This is a genomic window from Paenibacillus sp. FSL K6-2393 (genome assembly GCF_038002545.1).
Taxonomy (GTDB): domain Bacteria; phylum Bacillota; class Bacilli; order Paenibacillales; family Paenibacillaceae; genus Paenibacillus.
The window spans coordinates 1,868,187-1,891,006 of record NZ_JBBOCU010000001.1; the positions used below are offsets into that span (position 1 = coordinate 1,868,187).

Sequence of the window (22,820 nt, forward strand, 5' to 3'; positions counted from 1 at the left end):
ATTATGACTTTACTTTAAACTGACTTAATTCGTCTTGCAGTTTGCCAGATAGCTGGTTCAACTGTTTCGACAGATCCGCTACCTGTTCGATACTATCCAGCTGTTCCTGCGTGCTGGCGCTTACTTCTTCCGTCGATGCCGAGTTCTCCTCTGTGGTAGAGGATATAATCTCCAGTGCCTGGAATATCTCATCTTTGTGTTTGTGTACATTGGAGGTATTGTTGGTAATCTGCATCATACGCTGCTGTAGATCTTTCAGGTCTTTGTTAATACTAAAGAATACATGTTTGGTATCTTCGACGGATTTGGCATTCTCCTCCGCAATCTTCATACCGCGCATGGTATGTTCAACCGACAGGGTTGTTTTCTCTTCAATAACATTTACCTTTTTGTTGATTTCCTCTGTTGCCTGAGCCGTCTGTTCTGCAAGTTTGCGGACCTCTTCGGCAACGACGGCAAATCCTCTTCCATGTTCGCCAGCACGTGCAGCTTCAATGGAGGCATTCAGTGCGAGCAGGTTCGTCTGAGAGGCAATCTGTTTGACTGTATCCACAAAACTGGATATTTCATTCCGACTCAGGTCAATCTCTTGGATAATAGAGGACATTGCTTGGGTGGACTGATGGTTTTCCTCGGACCATTTCGATAATTGTTCCACCACCGCCAGTCCTTGGCTGCTCTGATCAGCAGATGTCTGCACGACCGTTCCCATAGCCTGCGCATCGGTAGCAATTTCATCGATTTGGCTGGATAAAGAGCCTGTTTTGCGTAAAATATTTTCCGTTTCGATGGACTGATAATTCGTTGCATTGGCAATCTCGTTGATGGCTGTCGATGTGTCATTCATGGTCACAGCCGTTCGTGAGGAGATGGCTTGCAGATCATTCGACGACTGGTTCAGGATTTGCGCCGAGCTGCCGACCATTTGCAGCATGACCTGAATTTTCTGCACCATGGAATTCAAGCCTGTAGCGATCTGTCCAATTTCATTATTAGATTTGATATCCAGTTGGACAGTCAGGTCACCTTGTTCAATCTGTTTAATCTTAGCCAGCAGCTGTGGTATGGAGCGTAACAGACGGCGAAGGGTAATGTAACAGATAATCACAAGTAGAAGGGTGGCTGCAGCAAAACCGCCAAGAGTAATCCACGTGAATGTTTTTAATTCCGCGAGAACTTCTTCTTCGGATATGGTCAGACCAACCGACCATCCCGTATCCTTGCTGGTAGCGTAGCCGATATAACGACGTTCCCCATTGTCGTTCATAAGCTGTACGCCGTTTTCACCGGCAAGCATTTTCTTGCCGATGTTCCCCATGTCCCCCGTACTGTCCAGGATGTTCTCCTTCAATACCTTCTCTTGATCTGGATGGTACAGAATTTCCCCGCTCTTGGACAGCAACATGGAATAGCCCGTGCTTCCAAGGGAATAACTCTCCATAATTGCCGGAATATCCTTGAATGCAATATCCGCTGCGGCAAAGCCGATCGTGTTGTTGTTGTCGTCTTTGATCGGATAAAAGATACCCATGAGTACATCGCCTGCTGCAATATCAATGTACGGATCGGAGAAATAAAGTCCGTCTGCGGCGGTAACCGGCTTGTAGTATGGACGCGACTGGATATCAAAGTCCGGTGCAGATACGACACCATCATTTTGAATCCAAAAGCCTTTTCCATCCAGACCCGCGACCCAGGCATCGGCAAACGAAGGCTCTGCCTTAACGATAGCGGCGAGTGTCGCCTGTGTTTCCGCAGCGTAGGTTGAACTTGCCGCATCCGCAGCAGATGCTGTTGTTTCTATGTATTGCTGAAATAATGTGTTGGTGGACATTTGCTTGACGAGTGCGCCCTTCTCCTTGAATAGTGCATCAAATTCACTAACAATGGCTTGTGTCTTGGTCTGGAGCATGGATTCCTGCTGTTTCACCAGAATGTTTCGTGTGCTTGCAAACATAAATGTTCCCAGCACGGCAAAGACAACTACGATAATGACCAGCAGCACAATGGACAACGTATTTGCCATACTGGATGTCCTTGCTCCCATTTTCCCCCACTTGTTCAACATGTTCGACATATTCCATCTCCCCAGATGATTAATAAAAAGCTCAAAACGCCTTAGTTATATGTCGGCATGATCTATAGTTTTATGTAGATTTCTGTCGAATAATCCTGAAAGCAACGGGAAGGAAAGGCATGAGTATAAGAACAGTAAATGGGAGGGATGAAAAAAGAGGAAAGGAATGAAAAAACGGGGATCGGTGGTGGTTCATCCAGGCGATCTTGTTTATAATGGAATGAATTGGAACTATGGGTGGAAAAGGGGGATTATCTGTGAGTGAGTTATGGCATGCATCAATACAGGGGGTTCCATGGAATGCCGAAAAGATGCACCAGGCGGTGCATCTGTTACGCCGCAGAGCAACGGTTCATTTTCGCGTTGGCGCGGATACATACGAGGACCTTGCCGAGCTCGATGCCAAAGTATTCTTTGCCCGGCCGGATCTGATCCTACACATATCACATATGGACCCTAAAGGGGTATATTCATCCGGATTTTTGGGGCGACTGGCACAGTTGAAACATGTGTCTGCCTTGCAGCTTGATCTTTCGCAGGCACAGGATTTGACGATTCTGGGTGCGATGGATCAACTGCAGTTTCTAAGATTGAATTCACCTGCAAAGGCGACTGGGCTCGATTTTATTAAACACTACACACGATTGACCTTTCTTGAACTGCGTGGCAAATTCAACGGATTTGCTTCCATTGCGGCATGCCTCCAACTGCATACGCTCATTCTGAACTGCGCGGTCGAAAGTATTGATGTGTTGGCGGAACTGCCCGTGCTTCAGTATCTGTCCCTGGATCACTGTGAGTTAAAAGGGGGACTGGATGTATTGATACAGTCGACCATCTCAATGTTGAAGCTAAGCTCTGTTCGCAAACTGACGAGTATTCAGGGACTCGAACAGATGCGTGGGGTGGAATATCTGCATCTGTCCTTGCCCAAGCTGGAGCATTTATGCGACTTTTCCCATATGACCTCTCTCAGACAGCTCGAACTGGACTATATGAAATCGTTACGGGATATCAAACATCTATGGACAGCCCGTGCTCTGGAGTCTATTGAACTGAAAGAGATGAATACAGCGCTCAAAGCGGATTCTTTTGCTGGATTAACCGGGCTGGAGCATTTGCGCCAAATCGATTTTCGTTTTATTGATGTTAACAAAGGACGGATTGCAGCTATGCGTGATCACCTGGACAAGGCCGGAAAATCCCATTTGTTATATGAGAATATCCCTGAGCATGAACGCCTGAATTCCATAGGTATTGCGCACTTGTCGCATGTATTAATGTAAACAGGCTTTTGTCCAGCATGTGTATACAGAACGAACTCCAGTGAACGGACCGATTGAGGCGGGCAGATGTCATTTCTATCTAGGTGTTCGTATCCGTTAAGGCGGGTATGTTGATCTCTTTCACGCAGGCCGCTTTGGACAAGCTGATGATACATCGAACGATGGCGACCATATCCTGCAGGGGAATGCGGGTCCCATCATACTCGGCCAGTGCACGTTCCATCCCGTCTTCATACGGAATTTCTGCCGCCAGTTCTCCCGGGTTGATGCATGTCACCGCGATGCGGTCATTCCTCGTATGCTCTCTTAGAGCTTCCGTAATACCCCTTATGGCAAATTTGGAGGCGACAAAAGAAACCTGGCTGCTGCCTGCATTGCTCAAACCGGCTGTTGAACCGATCAGGATGATCTTCCCTGCTTCAGACTGGCGGAGCTGAGGCAGTAAAGCCTGTATACATACAATCGTAGAAGTCACATTCACATGGATCAGCTGACTGATATCTGCGGGTTCATCCTTATCAAACGTGTAGTGCTCTTCAAATCCTTCCTTTTCCCAGATCCCCACGTTATAAATAAGCACATCCAACGTCTCGCCTTGAAGTTGGCTGGCAACTTGCTCCGCGGCCTGAAGCTCGGAAAGATCAGCCTGAATCCATATTCGCTGGACGCCATCCTCCACGGACAGACTTTCCGGCTTGCTGCGAGAGACCACCCAGACCTTATCACCGGATTGCGGCACACCTCTGACAAATGCATCGCCTAATCCTTTGCTTGCACCAAAGACAATTATATTTTTCAAATAAAGCCCTCCTTATCGATTAAAAATTAATAATATTTACATTAATCTATATCTTACTATAGAGGTGATACATGGAACATGAAGTTTGAATGAGGTATGCTTCATCCTTGTCAAGATTCGGGATGGTTGTTCTCCAACAATACGATATCTTCGCCCCGTTGTTGCCTGAGAGCAATATTGTCCCTCCCCCAAGCACACATGACATCCACGATGGTGTTGGCGGTAACGCCATATTCTGTAAGTCCGTATTCCACTTTGGGAGGCATCTGTTGGTAGACATGTCTGGTGACAAGGCCGTCTCGCTCCAACTCGCGCAATTGTTGAATTAACACTTTTTGCGAAATGCCAGGGATGCTGCGCTCTAATACGCTCGTTCTCTTTACTCCGGACATCAATAAACAGATGATATTGTTCTTCACGAATTATATTCGGCCTACCCCGATTGGAAGATTGATGTTTGCCGAGAACAAGAGTTGCTGGAGACGCATGATCATATGATGTTGCAGTTCCCGTTATATTGGTACAGTTACCCACCGCTGCTGAAAAAATGGTTTGATGACGTGTTCACTCATGGATGGGCGTACGGATCGAAAGGAAATCGATTGAAGGGAAAGCGGATGGGACTTGCAATGTCCATAGGGGATAAGCAGGAGAATTATGCGAAAGATCGTTCCATCGGTTACAGCGTAGAGGAACTTGTTGCACCTTTCGTAGCAAGCATGAATCATGTAGGGGTTAAGGCGCTGCCGCATTATGCAGTCTATGGTGCCTCGTTCCAGGCTACAGATGAAGAGATTAACCGAAGTGCTGAAGAATACATGCGTTATATAAAACAGTCCCGGGATTCTTAAAAGTTAAAAGCTGAAACTCTTCATAAGAAATGTACTGAAAAGGACCTGGCTCACACATGGTGAAGTCCAGGTCCTAATCAATAAGCGAAAAATTAATAACCGAATAAAACCACATTTATTCTACGCGGAAATAATCAAAATCTGCATATCCTCCGGTAGACTTCGTTGCATAATTGAATAGTGCAAACCGGTATCCCATAAAGTGTGGCAGGGTGTAAGACATTTGAAGTGTATTGCCAATGGTTGTCCAGTTGCTGCCATTCAGGCTATAGGCAAAGTAGGCTTTGTCGGTCTGGTTCGTAAAATCACAGATGACGCGTAGATAGATTCTGTTCTGGTTTAATGGCACAGTTGCTACTTCAGTCATGATGCCAGAACTGGCATTAGCCATAACGATGGATTTGGTGCTGCCCGTCATTTTTACGCCGACAAAACCATATTTGGCCTGAAAAGCAGCGAGTCCAGCATAATCACCATCCTTCATGCCTGCTGTATCCAAAGCGGTCATCCCCGTACTTTTTGGACCAAAGGTTCGTTGTGTCAGCGTGTTGCGGGCTTCTAACAAGTTTTTGCTGATTTTGCCTGCAGTTAACCGCATGAAACCCGGCCGTTGGAGCAGGGACCAGTTGGTAGCATCAGGGTTATGATTCCACTGCCAGAAAGTAGCGAGACTGGATGTACCGAAAGATGAATTGCTCGTCAGGGAGACGTCATCCAGATAAAACGCCATCAGATCATTGGTCGGGTCCGGATTCGAGTTATACGGTGTTTCCACAAAAATAAAGCTTTGAGACAAGTCTGCATTCGACGGAACGGTATACGTACCTTGAATGGTACCCCACTGTCCGCGGGTTAACGTCGCACTGCCCATAATGGTAATTCCGGTATAACTTGCACCGTTCTGGATGCTAAGATTGAACGTTTTGGTTGCAGGACCAGTAGTGTATTTGATCTTTGCCGAAAAAGAGTATGTTCCTCCCGGTACCAGCTTCCCTGTAACCATCTGTTTGGCTCCGCCTGCTGTCTGCTGTCTGCCGCTGACGAGCAGGCTTTTTGTACCCATGAATGCTTCGGCATTTGTTACGATGATGTTCGCCGTATTGTTGCTGGTCCACGGCTGAAAGCTACTTTCCTCAAAACCGCCGTTCACTAACAGTTGCGTTACTGAGGGTGTGCCTGATGTGGTTGCGTTGAACTCATCGGACCCGTAGATTTTGGCAGCAGGCTGACCTTCAACGGGCATATTCATGTTAAGTGGAACCTTGCCGTTCACCCCAAACACAGGCCAGTTATCCGACCACGTCACTGGAACGAGATAGGGGATGCGTCCAATAGCCCCGCTATCACGAAACAGCAAGCCGTACCAAGCGCCGGATGCGGTATCCACGATGCCTCCTTGGGCGATTCCCGAGTCTCTGAGTACAACTTTACCTGTGTATGGACCTGTCAATGTGTTTGCACGATAGGCAAGCTGAATGCGACCATCACCCGAAGGCCAGGCAATCAGGAATACATAGTACATACCATTGATCTTCTGAATGTGTGCTCCTTCTGCCTTTACAATCATGTTGGAGCCGGCAACACTGCTTGCGTTTGGAATCAGGACCTGATTGAGCCCGCCGGATTTAACGGCCCTTGCATCAGGTGTCAGCTCAACGATACTGATGTTATCACTGCCATGAACAAGAAAGGTTCGATTCCCGTCAAACAAAAGGGAGGGGTCATGGTAGTAACTGTTCAATGTGTAAGGTGTCCATGGCCCTGTTTCAATATTGCTGGTTTGGTAAATATACGTCTTGCCCGTGGAAAGTGAGCCAAAGGCCACATAATATATACCGTTGTTGTACCGCAAGTTACTCGCCCAGGAACCACGCCCATACTCGTTTTGCCCATTGTTCAGGTTCTGTATATCCCCGTTACCAAGCGTATCGTATACATAGTTTACGATGCTCCAGTTAACCAGATCATAAGACTTCATGACAGGGACTCCCGGATTCATATGCATCGTTGTGCTTGTCATATAAAAGGCATTACCCACCCGAATGACGTCACTGTCAGGAACATCAGCATAAATAACTGGATTGCTAAATGTTGCGGCTGAAGCAGCGGGACTTGTCAAAGGGAATGTTGTTATAAGCAAAGGAAGAGCGAGTAGAAGAGCACTGATTTTTTTCCACATATTCTATCCTCCCAATCGATCATGTCCTATGAATTAAAGCGAGTACTCCAGATAATCAATGTAAGCATCCCAAGTGCCATTATCCGTTGTTACGACCAGCTTGATTTCCTGATTGCCTGTAGCGTGAGTGATGCCGGTGAGGGTTTGAACGGTCGGCTCCGTTCCCGTGAAGTAGAAAGAACCAGCGGTTACACCCCCGATGACCAGATCAACACGAGCTGTATTATTGTTGTTGGAAGCGCCGCGGACAGAGAATTGATGGGTTGGGAATGCAAAATATTGATTGTATGCTGCATAATCATTGTTCCCGTAAAGAGCGACTCCATTAAAAGGGGAACTGATTACGCCAGCGTATTGGCCGCCAAGCGTCATATTCTCGGCTTCGTAACGGGTAACGTTTGGATTGGGATTAGGATTTGGGTTAGGGTTGCCGCCCGAACCTGATGTGAATTGCCAGTAGTCCAGTTTGAACAGATTTCCATTGCCCGAGCCTGTAAACACCAGATACAAACGATGTACCCCTGTAGCGTTGGTAACATTGGTCTCCATCTCGCGCCAAGTTTGCGAACCGCCAGTTGAACTTACGTTAAGTGTTCCAACTAGTGGGCCTGTCGGACTGTCCAGTCGAACCTCGATGTTGCCATTTCCGGTAGAAGCGACATTGGCCTTGAATTTGGAGGCTCCAGCTGAGCCAAAATCAACATTACCCACCGCGATCCAATCCCCATTATGAATGTTAGTGACATTCTGATTGGCTACAGGTCCACCGCTCGCTTGACTCGGTTCAGTGTTAATTCCTGCTTGCCAGCCAATGGTTTCGGCTTCCACCCGGACATACGGGTTGAGGTTAGTGGTCTGAGGTACACCTGTCATATTTCCTTGAACTTCCTGGATTGTTCCATCCGCATTATGTGTCAGTTTGTTGATATGTGTGGAACGGTATCCTTTGCCTTCACCGAGAAATGCTCGACTCACCGTTTGCGCATGGTACGCGACATACCATTCGTTGTTGAATTGAAACACGGCATGGTGGTTATTGCCGCCTACACCGAAGAACGTACCAGGATTTTTCAGAAAGTGTCCTTTATACGTGAAAGGTCCCATCGGGCTGTCGCTGACCATGTATCCGATCTCACCTTTTGGATATGCAGTTGGATGTGTTCCCGCGAAGTTGATGCAGTAGGAGTAATAATATTTGCCGTTATACTTATGGATGCCGGAATCCTCGAACATATAAGGAGAATCAATAGTCACAGCACTGCCCACCACACTGGTCATGTCGGCACCGAGACGAATGACCCGAGCTGTTTTGGGATTAGCAATGGAAGCAGCGTTGGTATCATTCGGAATGCCGCCTCCAGCATATAAGTAAGCAGAGCCATCATCATCGACAAGGACAGCCGGATCAAAGAGCCAGGTTACGCCGGACATACCCGGTGTACTGTGAGTCAGGAGGGCACGACCAAGTGGATCGGACCACGGTCCAATGGGGGAATCCGCCGTGAGCACGCCAATACCTCCACCCGAGTTGGCAAAATACAGGAAAAACTTTTCTTTGCCAGCAATGGTTTTCTTCGCCATGGCAGGAGCCCAGGACTGGGTAGCCCATTTGGCAATCCCTTGTCCATTATTCGCATTATTCGCGCCCGCTACCGGGATGGAACCATGGTCTGTCCAGTTCACCATGTCAGCTGAAGAGATGACGTTAATTTTCCCGATTGTGCTGTACTGGTTCTCTCGGACAGAGCCGTCGCTGTTGTACAGATATGCATCACCTGTCATATAGACATAGATTCGATTGTTATGGACGAGCACATAAGGATCGGCTCCCAGTTTATGATCGATGAGGGGATTGGAATTTCCAGGAAGTTTGGCAACGGCTGCATTGGCTGCATGGCTCGATTCAACGGGCAGGGTGACAAAGATTAGCAGACAAGACAACAACAAAACTAGCGGTTTACGAATCATACGTTTCGCCTCCATGAGATTGGATTAGTTGGTGAGCTGAAATTCAGAATAGCTGAGATGGTGAAATGCGGAAAAAACGAAGAGATGTCCCTCATGTCACCCCCTTCCTGAAATAATGGTTAGGTTGGCTGTTAGGTTAAATCTTCATGCTGTTATATATGGTTTAAGCCAGACGACCTGTGCACGGCGTACGTGGTCACGGCGGCAAGGGGAGTGGCTATAACCCGAAGTAAGACAGCATCTGTGTGTGCGATTAGAAAAGCTATAATCTGTCAGGTTTCTTTTTGTAATCGCTTTCAATAGAATGGGTTAGAACTCTGAAATTTGACGAAGAAAGAGATTTGGTCACGTCTAAATGTAATTATTTTTCATATTTTCTTTTAAATGTTTATTAACTTGACGATATCATATCACAATTTTAAGATAATACAATCTTTTTCTATTTTCAGTAGAGAATGAAGAAGAACATTATTATTCTATGTGTTTAACATTGGGCTTGATGGTAAAAATACTATCTCGTATTCTATAAAACTACACTTTCAAGCATAGCTTTGCCCGGCCAACAATTAGATACGAGAAAAAGACGTCTTAAGCTGCGACCGTTTCCCTGGAATCTACCGGGGGAACGGTCATTTCGTTATTTTCTGAAATCGATCCTGGTTACATAACAAAATCTACTCTTACTTGCTGACCAACTTTGACATTGCATAATTTCTTCTCTTTGTTGTACATATCCCAGTTTTTGTATAGCTAAAGCCCTGTGCGTAAAAGGTTGTTAAGTGATAATGGTGGATTGCCCCCTGTGTTTTGTCCACACCGTTGATTGAGTGTTTGAATATTACTATCGAGTGAGCTTATGCCAAATACTGCTAGACTCAGAGGTTCATAAAGGTGGGATGGGAAAATGGCTATTTTATCAACTGGGCCGATTGAAAACAATCTGGTTTCCGGGGTTAGACCGACCCAACAGGTAACGATTAGATTGGTAAGTCGGGCTGAGGTGGATTCTGTAACAGTATCCATTCAGGGGTATGTGCTAAGCACAACAAGAACGCTGTATGTGAGTGAAGTAATCATTATTGCCCCTAATGAAGCAGTGACCAGAAATTATTTTGCAGATTTAGATGCTTTTGAGTTTGTTTTTGGAACAGATGTGGAAGGCGTGGAGGAAGTAGAGATTTCAGTGTGGGGCAAACAAGCCTCTGGACAATTGGTTGATGCACACCGAGTGGTACAGCACGAAAAAACAGTTAATAACATCTAGCAGATCAAAATCCCCAAAAGAGGAGATGTAGCGATGAGCTTTTTATCAACAGGGCCGATTGAAAATAATGCTGTTAGCGGTGTAAGACCGACTCAGACCGTTACTGTCAGAATTGATAACCGTAGTAATGCCACAGCCTCAACCGTACAGATACAAGGGTATTACATGGAAAGTGGAATAAGAGTACTGTACGTCAGTGAGTCTTTTGACATCGTACCCAATCAAGTAATAACCAACAACTATTATGCTAATTTTGATGCCTTCGAGTTCACTTTTTCAACACCAGCGACGGTTAATGATCCTGTTCAAGTATCAGTATGGGGTAAGAGCAGCACAGGCGCATTGGTAACTGCCCATCGTTTGGTTTCTTCCGAATTGCTGGGTGAAATTCCAAGCGTCACGGGAGTCACAGGTGCAACCGGAGTAACGGGAGCGACAGGTACAGCAGGGACAACTGGAGTGACAGGTGCAACAGGCGCACAAGGTACAGCGGGAACAACAGGAGCAACAGGAGCAACAGGCACGGCAGGTACAACGGGTGTAACCGGAGCGACAGGTACAGCGGGCACAACGGGTGTAACCGGAGCAACAGGCACAGCAGGTACAACGGGGGTAACGGGAGCAACAGGCACAGCAGGTACAACCGGAGTAACGGGAGCGACAGGCACAGCAGGTACAACGGGAGTAACCGGAGCAACAGGCACAGCAGGTACAACGGGAGTAACCGGAGCAACAGGCACAGCAGGTACAACGGGAGTAACCGGAGCAACAGGTACAGCAGGTACAACGGGTGTAACGGGAGCGACAGGCACGCCAGGTACAACGGGAGTAACCGGAGCAACAGGTACAGCAGGTACAACCGGAGCAACCGGGGCTACGGGTGCGACTGGTTCTGGAACAATTATTCCTTATGCATCAGGACTTCCAGTTGTCTTGACTACAGTTTTGGGTGGACTTTTGAATACCTCCAGTTTAGTTGGTTTTGGCAACAGTGCTACCGGAGTAAGTGTTAACGGAGGAATTATTGATCTCACAGGCGCTGCAGGCACATTGCTTAACTTTGCTTTCTCGGCATCTCGTGCAGGAACGATTACTTCACTGGCCGCTTATTTCAGCACGACAGCCGGACTTAGTTTGGTTGGATCTACAGTAACCTTAACTGCACAATTATTCAGATCCACTACACCTAATAACTCCTTTACAGCTGTACCGGGTGCATTGGTAACCTTAGCTCCTCCACTGACCGGCATTTTGGCACTGGGCACAATATCCAGCGGAGTGACAACAGGACTGAGTATTCCGGTATCTGCCGGTGACCGCCTGCTTATGGTGTTCTCAGCATCAGTAACAGCCGGAATTGATGTGGCTACAACCGTAGCTGGATATGCAAGCGGCGGCCTTACCATCACTTAACGGAAAATTAGCTATATAACAATTTTAAAGACAGGGACCCTTGCCAACATGTGAGAGGTCCCTGTTTATGTGTGTGCTTTTGTTTTCAAACTCTCTTCAAATGAAAGATAAGGACTAACAAAAACATAAAAGGGCGAGGATTGCTCCTCACCTCGTACATACCGTGGTCTACTAAATTTCAGTCTGTTTTGGTTAGGCTGTCTACGACAAATTTAAGTTGGGCTTCCAACGAAATTGGATCACTAAACACGAAGCCACGGCTTTCCTCGCGATAAACGTGGTTATTCTGGACAGCAGGGAGGTTATCCCAGATAAGACCTTCAAAAACGGAATCCCCACTCTCATCACCTGTCCATCCACTAATAAAGATATAATCTCCTGCATATTGTGGTAACAACTCAAGTGATAACTTGGCCCAACCTTTGCCGCTATCGATGGCTTCCTTCTGAATGATCGGCGGTGCCTTCAGGCCAAACTCGCCATAAATAATATCTCCACCTCTACCAAAGCTCCCGTAGGCATAAAATTCTTTGGCACTTCCCGTATCAAAAATCGAAACCGTGCGATCACCTACCGCTTGCTCCACGAGTGGTTTATATTCAGCGATTTTAGCATCCCACTCTGCAATCCAGGCCTTCGCTTGCTCTTCTCTACCAGTCATCTTGCCAAAATCCATCAATTGCTCCCGTAGAGGTATTCCATATTCAACAGCGACGGTCGGCGCAATTTTGGACAGCTTTTCGATCGTTTCAGGGTCATTCCAAACGACAATTAAATCCGGCTGCAACTCCATGATTTTCTCGTAGGGTACATCGTTACCGATGTTGACAACGTCATCGAGCTTTCCTTCTGTATAACTGTTAAAGGACTCATCACCAGTTCCAACAGGCTTAAGGCCAAGAGCTAGCAAATGACCGGTAAAGGCTCCTGCAACCATTACGACCCTTTGAGGTTTTTTGGGGATTTGTATTTCACCGTTAACCGCAGAATAGGTTTGCATCTCCGAGCTTCCGTTTGTGGTGTTACTGATATTACTCTCTGCACCTACAGTTGGACTTTGCGTACTGCCAGTGCTTCCATTCGTGTTTGCTGGCCTGGAACATGCGCTAACTAATAGAGTTAGGCACAACAGTAGGGTAATTCCTACAGGTAGTTTGCTTCTATACATCCGTAAATCTCCTTTTTCGCTATGTTGATAATGATTATCATCTCTGATATCAATATAACGACGGAGTTTACGCGGAGCAATGGATGATCGAAGCCTAAGGATAGGACGATAAGAACCTTTTGTCACTTGTCCAGACTCATCCTTGAATTGCTTTGGTGTGACTCCCGTATGTTTTTTGAACATTCTTATAAAATAGGATACATCAGCATATCCAACGCTTGCAGCGACTTCTTGCAGAGATAACTCGGTTCTTTGCAACAGCATTACTGCTTTGTTCATCCTAATACCGATTAAGTAATCGATTAGACTTGCGCCAGTTTCACGTCGGAAGTACTTGGACAGATAAGGGACGCTGTAATGGAATGTATGAGCGAGGGTTTCCCGCGTCAGCGGCTTGGCGTAGTGCTCCTGCATATAGCGAATAAGCTGAGAAGCAAGGTTAGGCCTAACAATGCTTACCTGCTGTTGATCCATTTGTCTGAGCAACTCATATACAAATTGATAGAATAGTGTTTTGGTATGGAGTCGCTCCAAGCGTCCCGGTTTATTCCACTCGCCCAGCATTCGCTCAGTGATTTCGTAGAGGATGGCAGGATGATATGGAATAAAACCGTACTGGAGGTGGAATGGCAATGGTTGATCCGGTTGTTGAAGTGTATGCTGCTTGCCAGGTAGCGGTAAGGAGGCTTTGTAGAAAATCAGGTAATAATGAAAGGATGCGTTCGTTGGGATGATGTCCAGACGGGTGTTTTTGCCCCCATGAAGCATATAAAATGGTTTGGTAGCATGCTCATTTCCGTCTAAGATCACAGTCGCATTGCCATTCGTTACGTACAGAAAGGCGCTGGCAGGGAACAGGTAAGGACGTACGCACTCGTCGGCCTGTATGACAATATGTCGTACATCCATGATTTTGAGCGATGAACAATTCCAGATGAGTATGTGCTCTTGTACATTCAAGGTTGCTTTCAATAGAGAGTTGTCTTCCTTCCATGAGCTGTTGAAGCCAGCCTTTTATGTGGTGAGGTTATTATATAATAATATTAGTGGCTTCTTGCAAAAAAACTGAAATACAGCCGCTGCAATGCGATATACATATTCCGAAGTCTAAATGAATTGTGTTGCAGGTAAAAAACGATCTATAATAACAGATGTATAAAAATACATATTTTAGGGAGAGCCAAGATGGGAAAAAGATTGTTAATAGCACTATTAAGTATGATCATGTTATTTGGAGTGGTACCTGCATATGGCGCAGGAACTTCTGGAAATTCTTTAATATGGGAGGGTTATAACGACAACGGAAGAATGGTGGGTATTAATTTTACTACGTTTACAGGCAAAAAAAGCACAACGAAATCTATTTATAATAAGCAAGCTTCCCAGCAAAAAATTATTGGGAATTGGATTTATTTTTTAGTAGAGGACGAAGAAGATCATTACTCTATCGCTAAGATTAAAACAGATGGTTCGGCATTCGCTTACGTATCCCAAGATGATAATTTTGCAAGTTTTGATGTTGCTGGAGATACGATTTACTTTGTGAAAAGTGAATACAACGGTAATTTGTACGATGATTTGTCTTATGGCTCAATGAAGACAGATGGTACGAAGAAACAGATTATTTTGCCTGTATCTCCTTTTTATAATTTTGAGATTAATAAAGAGTATGTATACTATACGGAGCGGCATACAGATTTGTTTTATCGTATGAAAAAAGATGGTACCGCAACTAAATCATTATCCTCAAAAGGTGTGTCAGTATACAAATTTTATGGTAATGTGTTGTTTTTTTCTGAGATGATAGATGGAGGCTATAGTTCCAGAGGTGTCTTTGCAGAGTTGGATGGAGCCAGAAAAAAGACATTTGCATCAGATGGTTATATTCATCCTTTAGCATACTTGAATAATAAGTTTTATTACCGAAAAAATACGATAGACAAAGTAGGCAATACTAAAAGTATTATTTATGTTTATAATCGCTATACAGGTAAGAAGAATAAATTTGCTTCTATAGATTATTATGACCGCTTCTTAGGACAAGTTGGAAACAGTCTTGCATTCCTAACCTTTCCAAAAGGAGATGTGTATAAAATTGGGCTTGATGGAAAGTGAATAATAAATCTGGTCATATTCGCCCGCCTTCCTGGCGGGCTTTTTGTCACCTTTCAATATGTTTTCCTGGTAGCACTGGATTCTCCTTATATTGATCTAGTCGCTTCAACTTTCGGAATACAACTTCATATTTGTGTGACCCGCTTCTTCCAGTGTGATCACATCCGTTAGGGCAAGCCGAGACGTCTGAGCCATAGCGGACCACGAAGGTTTACTTAGTGCGATGTTTACAGTCTTCCAAAGGCTATGATCAATGCCAGAACTATAAAGAAGATATTAACGCCGAGCTCCCGGTACTCTTTACGCCGAATATGAAACAGCATTCCAAGCATTGTGACAACAGCCAAAGCGATTGCGGCGATCGGCGTAAGCACCGGAGTGATGTTCAGCGCCCACGGAAAAACAAGGCCAAGCGCTCCTAGTAGCTCCGCGATACCGATCAGAACAACTAGACTTTTTGGAACATCATTAACCCAGGCCCAGGTCTTTTTTGACGACTCGATACGATTGGTTTTCATCCATCCCGAATATACGAAACCTAGCGCCAATATGATTTGTACGATCCATAACGTTACATTCATCTTTTCTTTTCCCCTTACTTGCTCGATTTTAATATCTGCCTCTATACTAAAGTGAGAAAGCCGAATCAGGAAGTAGGCACTTAAACCTAACCAGGTAACCAAAAGTAAACCTGGGTATGGTCAGAAAGTGAGGAAAAAGAATGACGGTGTATTGCAGATTCGGAACGGCCTTGGATATCCTCACGGGTAAATGGAAATCTTTGATTCTTCTACGCCTGCTGAGCAACGGTACAATGCGGTTCAGCGAATTACAAAAAGCCATTCCAGATATTTCGAAAAAGATGCTGACCCAGCAGTTAAAAGAACTGGAGTATCACGATATTGTGCATCGGGAAGTATATGCCCAAATTCCGCCAAAGGTCGAATACTCGATTACGGAGTACGGACAGCTCATGAAACCTGTGCTCCAGACAATGAGCAACTGGGGAGCCGGCCATATGCAGCATATGGAGAAGCTGTACGGCGAAGAAGATGAAAAAGGAGCACACCCATCCTAACCTCGGAAAATCGATTCCTTGGGGGGATAGGGTGACAAGGGAGAGTTAGTTTTGAATAAACAAAAAATTGTGATCATTGGTGCAGGGATTGTTGGGGCGTGTATGGCCTATCATCTAGCCAAACGAAATCAAAATGTAACCGTTATTGAACGGCATTCAGCCGCGGCGCGTGAAGTCACGGAAAAATCATTTGCCTGGATACATACGACGCATAGAGTGGCTGCTGAATACTGGCATTTGTACGATGCAGCTGTAGAAGAATATCACACACTTCAGCAAGAGTTGTCCGAACTGAACATTCATTGGCATGGCGCGCTAACTTGGGACACTCCGCCTCTAAGGGAGCAACACTTTCAAAAATTAAACCGGGAGCAGCTTGAGGTATTGGAGCCCAATCTGAAGGAATATCCGGATGAAGCCATGTTTGTCAGCGAAGAAGGTGCGGTGGACCCTATTGCTGTAACGGAGCTGTTGTTGAGCAAAGCGCAAGAGTTCGGAGCAAAGATTCAGTTCGACACCAACGTTACACAGCTGAAGCAAGAGGGTTCCCGTCTGGTTGGTGTTCATACGTCCAAGGGTTTTGTGGAGTCGGATGTTGTGGTATTGGCGGCAGGAACAGGTACACCCGAACTTTGTAACCCGTTAGGTTGTCACGTGCCGGTAACTTCGTCACCTTCGATTCTGATTCGGATGAAAACTGCTAATAAACTGATACACACATTAATCTCCAATGCGCAATTTGAAGCGCGTCAACTGACAGATTATACGCTGCTGGCTGCGGAAGATTATATCGACGAGTCGGAGGAAAACGGACCACAGGCGGTCGGTAAGCGAGCTTACGACACATTGCGTCGCAGTCTCAAGCACGGAAATCAACTGGAACTTGAGAGCATAAAGGTTGGATGGAGACCCATGCCTGAGGACGGTTATCCGATTGTGGGCTTCCATGATCACATTGATGGACTTTATCTGACGCTAATGCATTCTGCAATTACGCTGGCGCCGCTGATTGCTGATCTGGCTGCAAGTGAAATTATTGATGGCAAATCAAGAAATGAATTAGACCCTTGTCGCCTCTCACGGTTTTAGGATCACTCCACAACGAAAAGTACATCGCTCAAGTCGCGATGTACTTTTCGTTGTATATATTTGTTGGAGTCTTCTACACTTCCCCAGTAGCCACCGGATTCTCCTCATAACTAATCGCTGGCGATTGGCAATTCCATGCTAGCCATTTATCTACCTGTGAAACTAGCTAGCGGATTTGGCACCTTGACTTTCAAGCCACGGGATCAGCTCGGCTGAAAAATTACGTTTTGCTGTGTCCAGTGGAGTTGTTCCATCCCAGGTGGCTATCCAGTTCAGTTCGGCGCCGTGGTCAAGCAGGTATTCGGCTGTTTCTCTTTGACCTCCATGGCAAGCGCACCAGAAGGCAACGGTTACTGCATCGGGAGGAGAAGGGGAGGTGCTTGTTCCCCAAGGATAACGTTCCGGGAGTTGGGCTCCTTGGAAATGTTCTTGTATGGCGTCAATATTTCCAAGGGCGGCCGCATGCCAAAGGGCAAAGATCGCACCGCGCTCAACCAAGCGTCGTGCTGTATCCCATTGTGCAAAAGCAATAGCATCGTCCAGCGGTGTGCCACCGGCGATCACCGCGCCAGGCGCTTCCATGTCTGCGCCAGCATCAAGAAGGGCATCGAGCACTTGTACATCATTGGAGCTTGCAGCCCAATGCAAAGGTGTCTCGATGTTTGGACCAACCAAAGGAGCGTTCACTTCCGCACCAAACTTGGTTAATACTCTCACGGTATCCGCTCCATGAGGGAAGTGCCCCGGCCAATCCGTCACCACGTGCAGCAGCGTTCGAGCGATGCTAGAGTCTGAATCTACGTTGTCAGGCTTTCTTTCCAATATTCTTATCTTTGCCAATCCCGGATTCTCTTCCAGCAGTTGCTGTAACGATGGAATATCTCCTGTGTGAATGGCTTGAATAACGCTCACTGCAAGTTTTTCATCTTCGTAAATAAATTCCATGCTCAAACCTCCTTTCAGGCTTATATCCATATTCATGTATATGGTTCTTATCACATAAGCATCTGAACTGCGCATCTGGCATGATACTCCGCGAGACCTTTAGCAAATTGCTGATCGGGGAATTGTCTGTGAAGCAGCTTCAATCCTCCTGATATCAAGGACAAATGATGGCAAAATCGATAAAATGTCATCCGCTCCGGGTCGAGATTGTTATTTTTTAAGTAGTGATAAAAGTCTCCAAATCGAAACTGGAGAAAGCTATGCTCATATTCGAGATCGAAGAATCCTGCGCCCTCAATATCAATAAGGCATGGTTGCATAGCATGATCTATCCATATATGATCCGGACCTAGCTCTCCATGAATGAAACTATAGAGATCTCTGGGTTGAATTGCTGCTTCCAATTCGTAAAGTTTCTCAAGCAGCCTTTCGTTATTTTTCCTGATATCTGTCATATGTTTGGATGCATAGGATAAGGCTGTTTCGGTATCCAACCGCTGAACTTGGTAGCAAGGCCCAGCCTTTTGGCTGTTATCGTTGGCGTTTCCATAAACGTTTCTTTGGATGTTATGCATATTAGACAACATATCCCTGATCCGTTGAAACAACTCATCCCGATCTTTGTGATTTTTATGCTGGAAATAGACTTCGGCTTTCTGTCCATCCACATACTCAACAAGAGCAAAATCATAAGAGTACCGGTCTTTATCGTTATTCAGATCATATAAGGTCGGCGTTCGGATTCCATGTTGAGCGAGAAAGCGAGTATTCAAAGAGAAAAGTTCGCTGCCATAGGAACTGTGGAAAGTGGGTTCATTCAAGATCTCTTCCTGAAAATAGTTGCTGGAAATATCCCAAACGTACAGCATACAAGTGAAACCATTCGTGCAGTCAATTTTGTAAATGACTTTTTGTGCACCGCCATGAATTCTTGCGCACTGCGTTATGAAGTAACTGGCACCAAATACTTTGTGCACATAATCCTGTAATTCCTCACGAGTAAGATGGTTGTTGGACATCATCGATTTATGCTCCGTTTCAACTGTATTTTTCCGGCCAGCAACATAAATATATAGAATATTTTCCCAAAAATATAGACTGTTTCTTTTCAATCTGTTAAAGTGTTGATTAAGGTCTGTATATTCATATGTATATTAAAGAAAGGGGTCGGGTACTCACGTTAGTGGGTGATCCGGCCCCTATTTTGCATGCAAGTTGACTCTCTGTTGACTATATATGACCAATGATTTTTAAGGAGCTGGGAAGCCATCTTACATTTCAATGAACATCTTTTATTATGGAACAAGGCATCTATTAAAATAATGGATATTCGCCATATAACTATGCAAAGGAAGGAGGGACTTTACTCCTATCGATTCCCTGCGAGCTGTTTCTTATACACGGTGCGTGGCAATGCTGTTATACAGTTGGATGGAGAAGATCATCAGGTCTCGCGATTCCATGTTTTGCATGGTGGGAAGGGCTGTTGCCTGAACATTTTGCCTGTTGAAGAGGTCCTTGAATATTATATGATTTATTACAAAGCCATCATCCCGCTACCTGAGCGTCAGGATATCCTGGTCTTGATGGAGCACCTTAATCCCTTCAAGCTTCAATATGGCTTTGCACCTGAACATCCTGTTTCCTTGTTAAGCAAAGTACAATACATGATGACAGCTTGGGAAGAGCAAGAGGCACTGGAACAGTTCCATGTGAAGTCATTATTTTATCAATTTGTATACGAGTTATTATGGCAAATCCACAATCGACGCTTGCCTACAATAAAGCCAGACCTGGTTGCACAAATGAAATACTATATGCAGGAACATTACGCTGAACCCATTACAATGGACCTGTTAGCAGAGCTTATGGACAGCAGTCCACGTCACTTATCTAGGCTATTCAAACGCCAGACTGGTCATAGTCCGATTGATTTTGTCATTCAAATCCGGATGAACAAAGCGAAGGAACTGCTGCTTGCTACAGATGCTACTTTACAGGAGATTGCCAAGGCTGTTGGTTATCCGGATGGTTATTATCTTGCTAAAATATTTAAAAAATATATGGGGATTGCACCTATTCGTTATCGAAAGCAGCATGAAAGTCCTAATGTACCATCGAATGTGGCACGATTAGGCATTGTACAGGATCTAACTTCCTTATATATTGATAATGATTATCATAATCAGCATATATTTGAGGAGGAATTATTGATGTACAGAAGTAGAAAGACACCCTTGGCTATCACATTATTACTTTGTTTAACCCTATTGCTCAGCGCTTGTTCAACTGGTGGGACAGGAAGTCCTTCAGCCAATGAAGGTTCTCAGAAGCCAACGAATCAGGTAGCCGCTAACAACGCTAACAATACAGATACACAATCTCAAATGAAGACCGTAACCACCATAAAAGGTGATATTGAAGTACCGGTTAATCCACAACGAGTGGTTGTCCTGTATCTAATGGGTGATTTGCTTGCTTTAGGCGTAAATCCTGTGGGGATTTCTTCTATAGAAGAAGGAGCGGCTTTTGCGAGCGAACTGGAAGGTGCCACCTCATTAGGAGCATTTAAACCGGACCCGGAAGCAGTAACTGCACTTAATCCCGATCTCATTATTGTTACCAATGAAGAAATATATGAAGGACTTAAAATGATTGCTCCTACAGTATATATTCCTTATGACCTGCCAGTAGAAGAACGTATGAATATGCTTGGAGAAATTCTGGGTAAAGAGGGACAAGCTCAGGAAATGTTAGATAACCTTCACAAAAAGGTTGAGCAAAGCAAGGAAAAACTTGAACAAGCAGGTATTTTGGATAAAACCGTCACAATTATGGAAAGCAACAAAGGTTCCATGGCTGTAATGACAGGCTTGGGTTATGGTCGGGGTTCGCAGATTATTTATCAGTATTTAGGGATGAAAGCACCTGAAGTCTTGCAACGTGAAATTGAAAATGCAAGAAACGATGCGACAAGCAAGGACGTTTCTTATGAAGTATTACCTGAATATGTGGGTGATTATATATTCCGTTCTTCCTTTGAAGGAATGGTTGATCTGTCAGACAATTCAATTTGGAATAACATTCCGGCAGTCAAAGAAGGTCGTCTGATTGATATGAGCTTTGGTTTATTCTTCTACAATGATATTTATTCGTTAGACAAACAGCTTGATTTTATTGTGGATAACTTGCTTAAAACCGCGGAATAATTGGAGGGGCTATTTGACCCGTATAATTGATTGAAAAGCTCTTCATTCGAAAAGGAGACATCATTCTTTGAACTATTATTTTCTGGAATCTCAATATCCACGTAGAGGGTTTATTAGTGGCGGAACAACCTTCACTCCCCAATTAGATATGAATTATTTGGCGATAGAGAATCCGTTGCCAGAGGGGACAACAGCAGAAGTTGAGCTACTGTCTACGGTACGCAACCTGAACGTAGATTATTTTGAGACGATCACAGGAACGAGACACGTATCAGATCGTTTTAAAACGCTGTTGGAGGAAACGAAAACAAATACACAGTTTATTCCGACAACCGTGTGTTACCACAACGGTCGTTCGGTTGAAAACACCTATTGGACTGCACATCAGCTGGATCGTTTGGATGTTTTCGATTATGAACGTTCGGAATATGGGCGCAAAGCGGTCATTGCTGCTTCTGTACAACAGCCTCCACGTAAGATCGTCAAAGTTGTATCTCAAATCTGTCTTCATGAAGAGCGAATTGGCGAGCATGAATTTTTTATGCTGGATTATATAAATATCTTCAAACCCATTGTTTCAAAAGATTTTTACGAAGTATGCCGAACTCATAGGCTGAATCTGAACGTTACAGAGGTCGGAAATGTAAGCATCTAAAATGCTACATGAATATAATGAAAACACAGAGAAGCCCGCGCAAAACGTGGGCTCTTTAGTCTTTATTTTTCCTCTAACGTATAATCCAATGGATGTAGTCTTGTATCATTTCTTTGCTTCGTGTTCGATTTATCTTATCCGGCTCTAGATACAAATTGAGAGCCATCCCATTCATAAAGGCATACAGTTTTTCTCGTTCCTTCTCTTCATCGGTTGTGCGCAGAAGTCCTTCATTTGTCAAGTACATAATGCAGTTCTTGATTGCGTTTTGCAGGTCCTCATAATTGGCGTCGAACCCTTTTTGCGTTTTTCCATAGCTTACAAATGCAAACCAAACCTCCATTTCCAATAATGTTTGTTCATCCGTCGGGACTAGTTCGAGCAAGTATTCAACAATTCTTTCTTGAGGCGCCAGTTCTCTTGCATTTAGATTTTTTAGTCGAGTAAGTACCTTTTCCTTAACTAACTCCATTGCAAACGCCAATAGGCTCTCTTGTTTTGAAAAGTAATGTCTTAAAGCGCCTTGTGATAATCCGGCCTCCTTTGCAATCGTTCTTGACGTTGCATGATGAATGCCTTTCTCACTAATGATTTTCCAAGTAGCTTCAGCGATAATATTCTTCATTTTCTCATGATCCACGATTTTTGGCATACACACAGAATATCATATTATTTAACTCAACTGAAATAAATAGACGATTAAGATGGAATGTGCTAGAGTTTA

The 22,820-nt window shown here is 44.8% G+C and carries 19 protein-coding genes; 9 read left to right on the forward strand and 10 right to left on the reverse strand.

The window, feature by feature from the left end:
- Position 1: 1 nt before the first annotated feature.
- On the reverse strand, positions 2 to 2,077 hold the full coding sequence (locus tag MHI14_RS08180; RefSeq protein WP_176872539.1) for a methyl-accepting chemotaxis protein: 2,076 nt from the start codon (positions 2,075 to 2,077) through the stop codon (positions 2 to 4).
- Between the two features lie 257 nt (positions 2,078 to 2,334).
- On the opposite strand from MHI14_RS08180, the gene MHI14_RS08185 reads away from it, so the two are divergent.
- Positions 2,335 to 3,363: a hypothetical protein gene (locus tag MHI14_RS08185; protein ID WP_341130165.1), complete on the forward strand. Its 1,029-nt coding sequence runs from the start codon at positions 2,335 to 2,337 to the stop codon at positions 3,361 to 3,363.
- A gap of 79 nt (positions 3,364 to 3,442) precedes the next feature.
- On the opposite strand, the gene MHI14_RS08190 is transcribed toward MHI14_RS08185, so the two are convergent.
- Positions 3,443 to 4,162: an SDR family oxidoreductase gene (locus MHI14_RS08190; protein WP_249912069.1), complete on the reverse strand. Its 720-nt coding sequence runs from the start codon at positions 4,160 to 4,162 to the stop codon at positions 3,443 to 3,445.
- A gap of 110 nt (positions 4,163 to 4,272) precedes the next feature.
- The gene (locus tag MHI14_RS08195; protein WP_341130166.1) at positions 4,273 to 4,581 is read right to left on the reverse strand and encodes a winged helix-turn-helix transcriptional regulator; all 309 of its coding nucleotides are present in this window, start codon (positions 4,579 to 4,581) and stop codon (positions 4,273 to 4,275) included.
- 30 nt (positions 4,582 to 4,611) lie between these two features.
- Between MHI14_RS08195 and MHI14_RS08200 the strand changes: the two genes are divergently transcribed.
- Complete coding sequence (locus MHI14_RS08200) at positions 4,612 to 5,013, forward strand: NAD(P)H-dependent oxidoreductase (protein ID WP_341131686.1); 402 nt, start codon at positions 4,612 to 4,614, stop codon at positions 5,011 to 5,013.
- Positions 5,014 to 5,128: 115 nt separating this feature from the next.
- On the opposite strand, the gene MHI14_RS08205 is transcribed toward MHI14_RS08200, so the two are convergent.
- Both MHI14_RS08205 and MHI14_RS08210 read right to left on the reverse strand, forming a co-directional pair.
- A complete protein-coding gene (locus MHI14_RS08205; RefSeq protein ID WP_341130167.1) occupies positions 5,129 to 7,192 on the reverse strand; it encodes a beta-xylosidase family glycoside hydrolase in 2,064 nt (687 codons plus the stop codon).
- A gap of 33 nt (positions 7,193 to 7,225) precedes the next feature.
- Positions 7,226 to 9,160: a carbohydrate-binding protein gene (locus MHI14_RS08210; protein WP_249912071.1), complete on the reverse strand. Its 1,935-nt coding sequence runs from the start codon at positions 9,158 to 9,160 to the stop codon at positions 7,226 to 7,228.
- Positions 9,161 to 10,064: 904 nt separating this feature from the next.
- Between MHI14_RS08210 and MHI14_RS08215 the strand changes: the two genes are divergently transcribed.
- Together MHI14_RS08215 and MHI14_RS08220 are read left to right on the forward strand one after the other, a co-directional pair.
- Positions 10,065 to 10,424: a hypothetical protein gene (locus MHI14_RS08215; RefSeq protein ID WP_091028171.1), complete on the forward strand. Its 360-nt coding sequence runs from the start codon at positions 10,065 to 10,067 to the stop codon at positions 10,422 to 10,424.
- Between the two features lie 33 nt (positions 10,425 to 10,457).
- Positions 10,458 to 11,837 carry an exosporium glycoprotein BclB-related protein gene (locus MHI14_RS08220; RefSeq protein WP_341130168.1) on the forward strand — a complete coding sequence of 460 codons (1,380 nt, stop codon included), beginning with the start codon at positions 10,458 to 10,460 and terminating at the stop codon, positions 11,835 to 11,837.
- A gap of 178 nt (positions 11,838 to 12,015) precedes the next feature.
- Here the strand turns inward: MHI14_RS08220 and MHI14_RS08225 are convergent, their stop codons facing one another.
- The gene (locus MHI14_RS08225; protein ID WP_341130169.1) at positions 12,016 to 13,914 is read right to left on the reverse strand and encodes an AraC family transcriptional regulator; all 1,899 of its coding nucleotides are present in this window, start codon (positions 13,912 to 13,914) and stop codon (positions 12,016 to 12,018) included.
- A 276-nt stretch (positions 13,915 to 14,190) separates the two neighbouring features.
- On the opposite strand from MHI14_RS08225, the gene MHI14_RS08230 reads away from it, so the two are divergent.
- Positions 14,191 to 15,120, forward strand: a complete 930-nt coding sequence (locus MHI14_RS08230) for a DUF5050 domain-containing protein (protein WP_341130170.1) — start codon at positions 14,191 to 14,193, stop codon at positions 15,118 to 15,120.
- A gap of 227 nt (positions 15,121 to 15,347) precedes the next feature.
- On the opposite strand, the gene MHI14_RS08235 is transcribed toward MHI14_RS08230, so the two are convergent.
- On the reverse strand, positions 15,348 to 15,701 hold the full coding sequence (locus tag MHI14_RS08235; protein ID WP_341130171.1) for a DoxX family protein: 354 nt from the start codon (positions 15,699 to 15,701) through the stop codon (positions 15,348 to 15,350).
- Positions 15,702 to 15,841: 140 nt separating this feature from the next.
- Here MHI14_RS08235 and MHI14_RS08240 point away from each other — a divergent pair, with 140 nt between their 5' ends.
- Both MHI14_RS08240 and MHI14_RS08245 read left to right on the forward strand, forming a co-directional pair.
- Complete coding sequence (locus tag MHI14_RS08240; protein ID WP_341130172.1) at positions 15,842 to 16,198, forward strand: winged helix-turn-helix transcriptional regulator; 357 nt, start codon at positions 15,842 to 15,844, stop codon at positions 16,196 to 16,198.
- A 51-nt stretch (positions 16,199 to 16,249) separates the two neighbouring features.
- On the forward strand, positions 16,250 to 17,287 hold the full coding sequence (locus MHI14_RS08245) for an NAD(P)/FAD-dependent oxidoreductase (protein ID WP_341130173.1): 1,038 nt from the start codon (positions 16,250 to 16,252) through the stop codon (positions 17,285 to 17,287).
- 162 nt (positions 17,288 to 17,449) lie between these two features.
- On the opposite strand, the gene MHI14_RS08250 is transcribed toward MHI14_RS08245, so the two are convergent.
- Positions 17,450 to 18,199 carry an ankyrin repeat domain-containing protein gene (locus MHI14_RS08250; protein ID WP_256332203.1) on the reverse strand — a complete coding sequence of 250 codons (750 nt, stop codon included), beginning with the start codon at positions 18,197 to 18,199 and terminating at the stop codon, positions 17,450 to 17,452.
- 83 nt (positions 18,200 to 18,282) lie between these two features.
- On the reverse strand, positions 18,283 to 19,254 hold the full coding sequence (locus MHI14_RS08255) for a phosphotransferase (protein WP_341130174.1): 972 nt from the start codon (positions 19,252 to 19,254) through the stop codon (positions 18,283 to 18,285).
- A gap of 300 nt (positions 19,255 to 19,554) precedes the next feature.
- On the opposite strand from MHI14_RS08255, the gene MHI14_RS08260 reads away from it, so the two are divergent.
- Together MHI14_RS08260 and MHI14_RS08265 are read left to right on the forward strand one after the other, a co-directional pair.
- Entirely contained in the window at positions 19,555 to 21,441 is a 1,887-nt protein-coding gene (locus MHI14_RS08260; protein WP_341130175.1) for an AraC family transcriptional regulator, read from the forward strand.
- A 67-nt stretch (positions 21,442 to 21,508) separates the two neighbouring features.
- The gene (locus MHI14_RS08265) at positions 21,509 to 22,096 is read left to right on the forward strand and encodes an imm11 family protein (protein ID WP_341130176.1); all 588 of its coding nucleotides are present in this window, start codon (positions 21,509 to 21,511) and stop codon (positions 22,094 to 22,096) included.
- 73 nt (positions 22,097 to 22,169) lie between these two features.
- Here the strand turns inward: MHI14_RS08265 and MHI14_RS08270 are convergent, their stop codons facing one another.
- A complete protein-coding gene (locus MHI14_RS08270) occupies positions 22,170 to 22,748 on the reverse strand; it encodes a TetR/AcrR family transcriptional regulator (protein ID WP_341130177.1) in 579 nt (192 codons plus the stop codon).
- Positions 22,749 to 22,820: the final 72 nt, after the last annotated feature.

Coding starts and splice junctions, on each gene's coding strand:
- MHI14_RS08180 (WP_176872539.1), bottom strand. CDS start 2,077: ATGTCGAACATGTTGAACAAGTGGGGGAAAATGGGAGCAAGGACATCC.
- MHI14_RS08205 (WP_341130167.1), bottom strand. CDS start 7,192: ATGTGGAAAAAAATCAGTGCTCTTCTACTCGCTCTTCCTTTGCTTATA.
- MHI14_RS08210 (WP_249912071.1), bottom strand. CDS start 9,160: ATGATTCGTAAACCGCTAGTTTTGTTGTTGTCTTGTCTGCTAATCTTT.
- MHI14_RS08215 (WP_091028171.1), top strand. CDS start 10,065: ATGGCTATTTTATCAACTGGGCCGATTGAAAACAATCTGGTTTCCGGG.
- MHI14_RS08220 (WP_341130168.1), top strand. CDS start 10,458: ATGAGCTTTTTATCAACAGGGCCGATTGAAAATAATGCTGTTAGCGGT.
- MHI14_RS08225 (WP_341130169.1), bottom strand. CDS start 13,914: ATGGATGTACGACATATTGTCATACAGGCCGACGAGTGCGTACGTCCT.
- MHI14_RS08230 (WP_341130170.1), top strand. CDS start 14,191: ATGGGAAAAAGATTGTTAATAGCACTATTAAGTATGATCATGTTATTT.
- MHI14_RS08235 (WP_341130171.1), bottom strand. CDS start 15,701: ATGAATGTAACGTTATGGATCGTACAAATCATATTGGCGCTAGGTTTC.
- MHI14_RS08240 (WP_341130172.1), top strand. CDS start 15,842: ATGACGGTGTATTGCAGATTCGGAACGGCCTTGGATATCCTCACGGGT.
- MHI14_RS08255 (WP_341130174.1), bottom strand. CDS start 19,254: ATGATGTCCAACAACCATCTTACTCGTGAGGAATTACAGGATTATGTG.
- MHI14_RS08260 (WP_341130175.1), top strand. CDS start 19,555: ATGGATATTCGCCATATAACTATGCAAAGGAAGGAGGGACTTTACTCC.
- MHI14_RS08270 (WP_341130177.1), bottom strand. CDS start 22,748: ATGCCAAAAATCGTGGATCATGAGAAAATGAAGAATATTATCGCTGAA.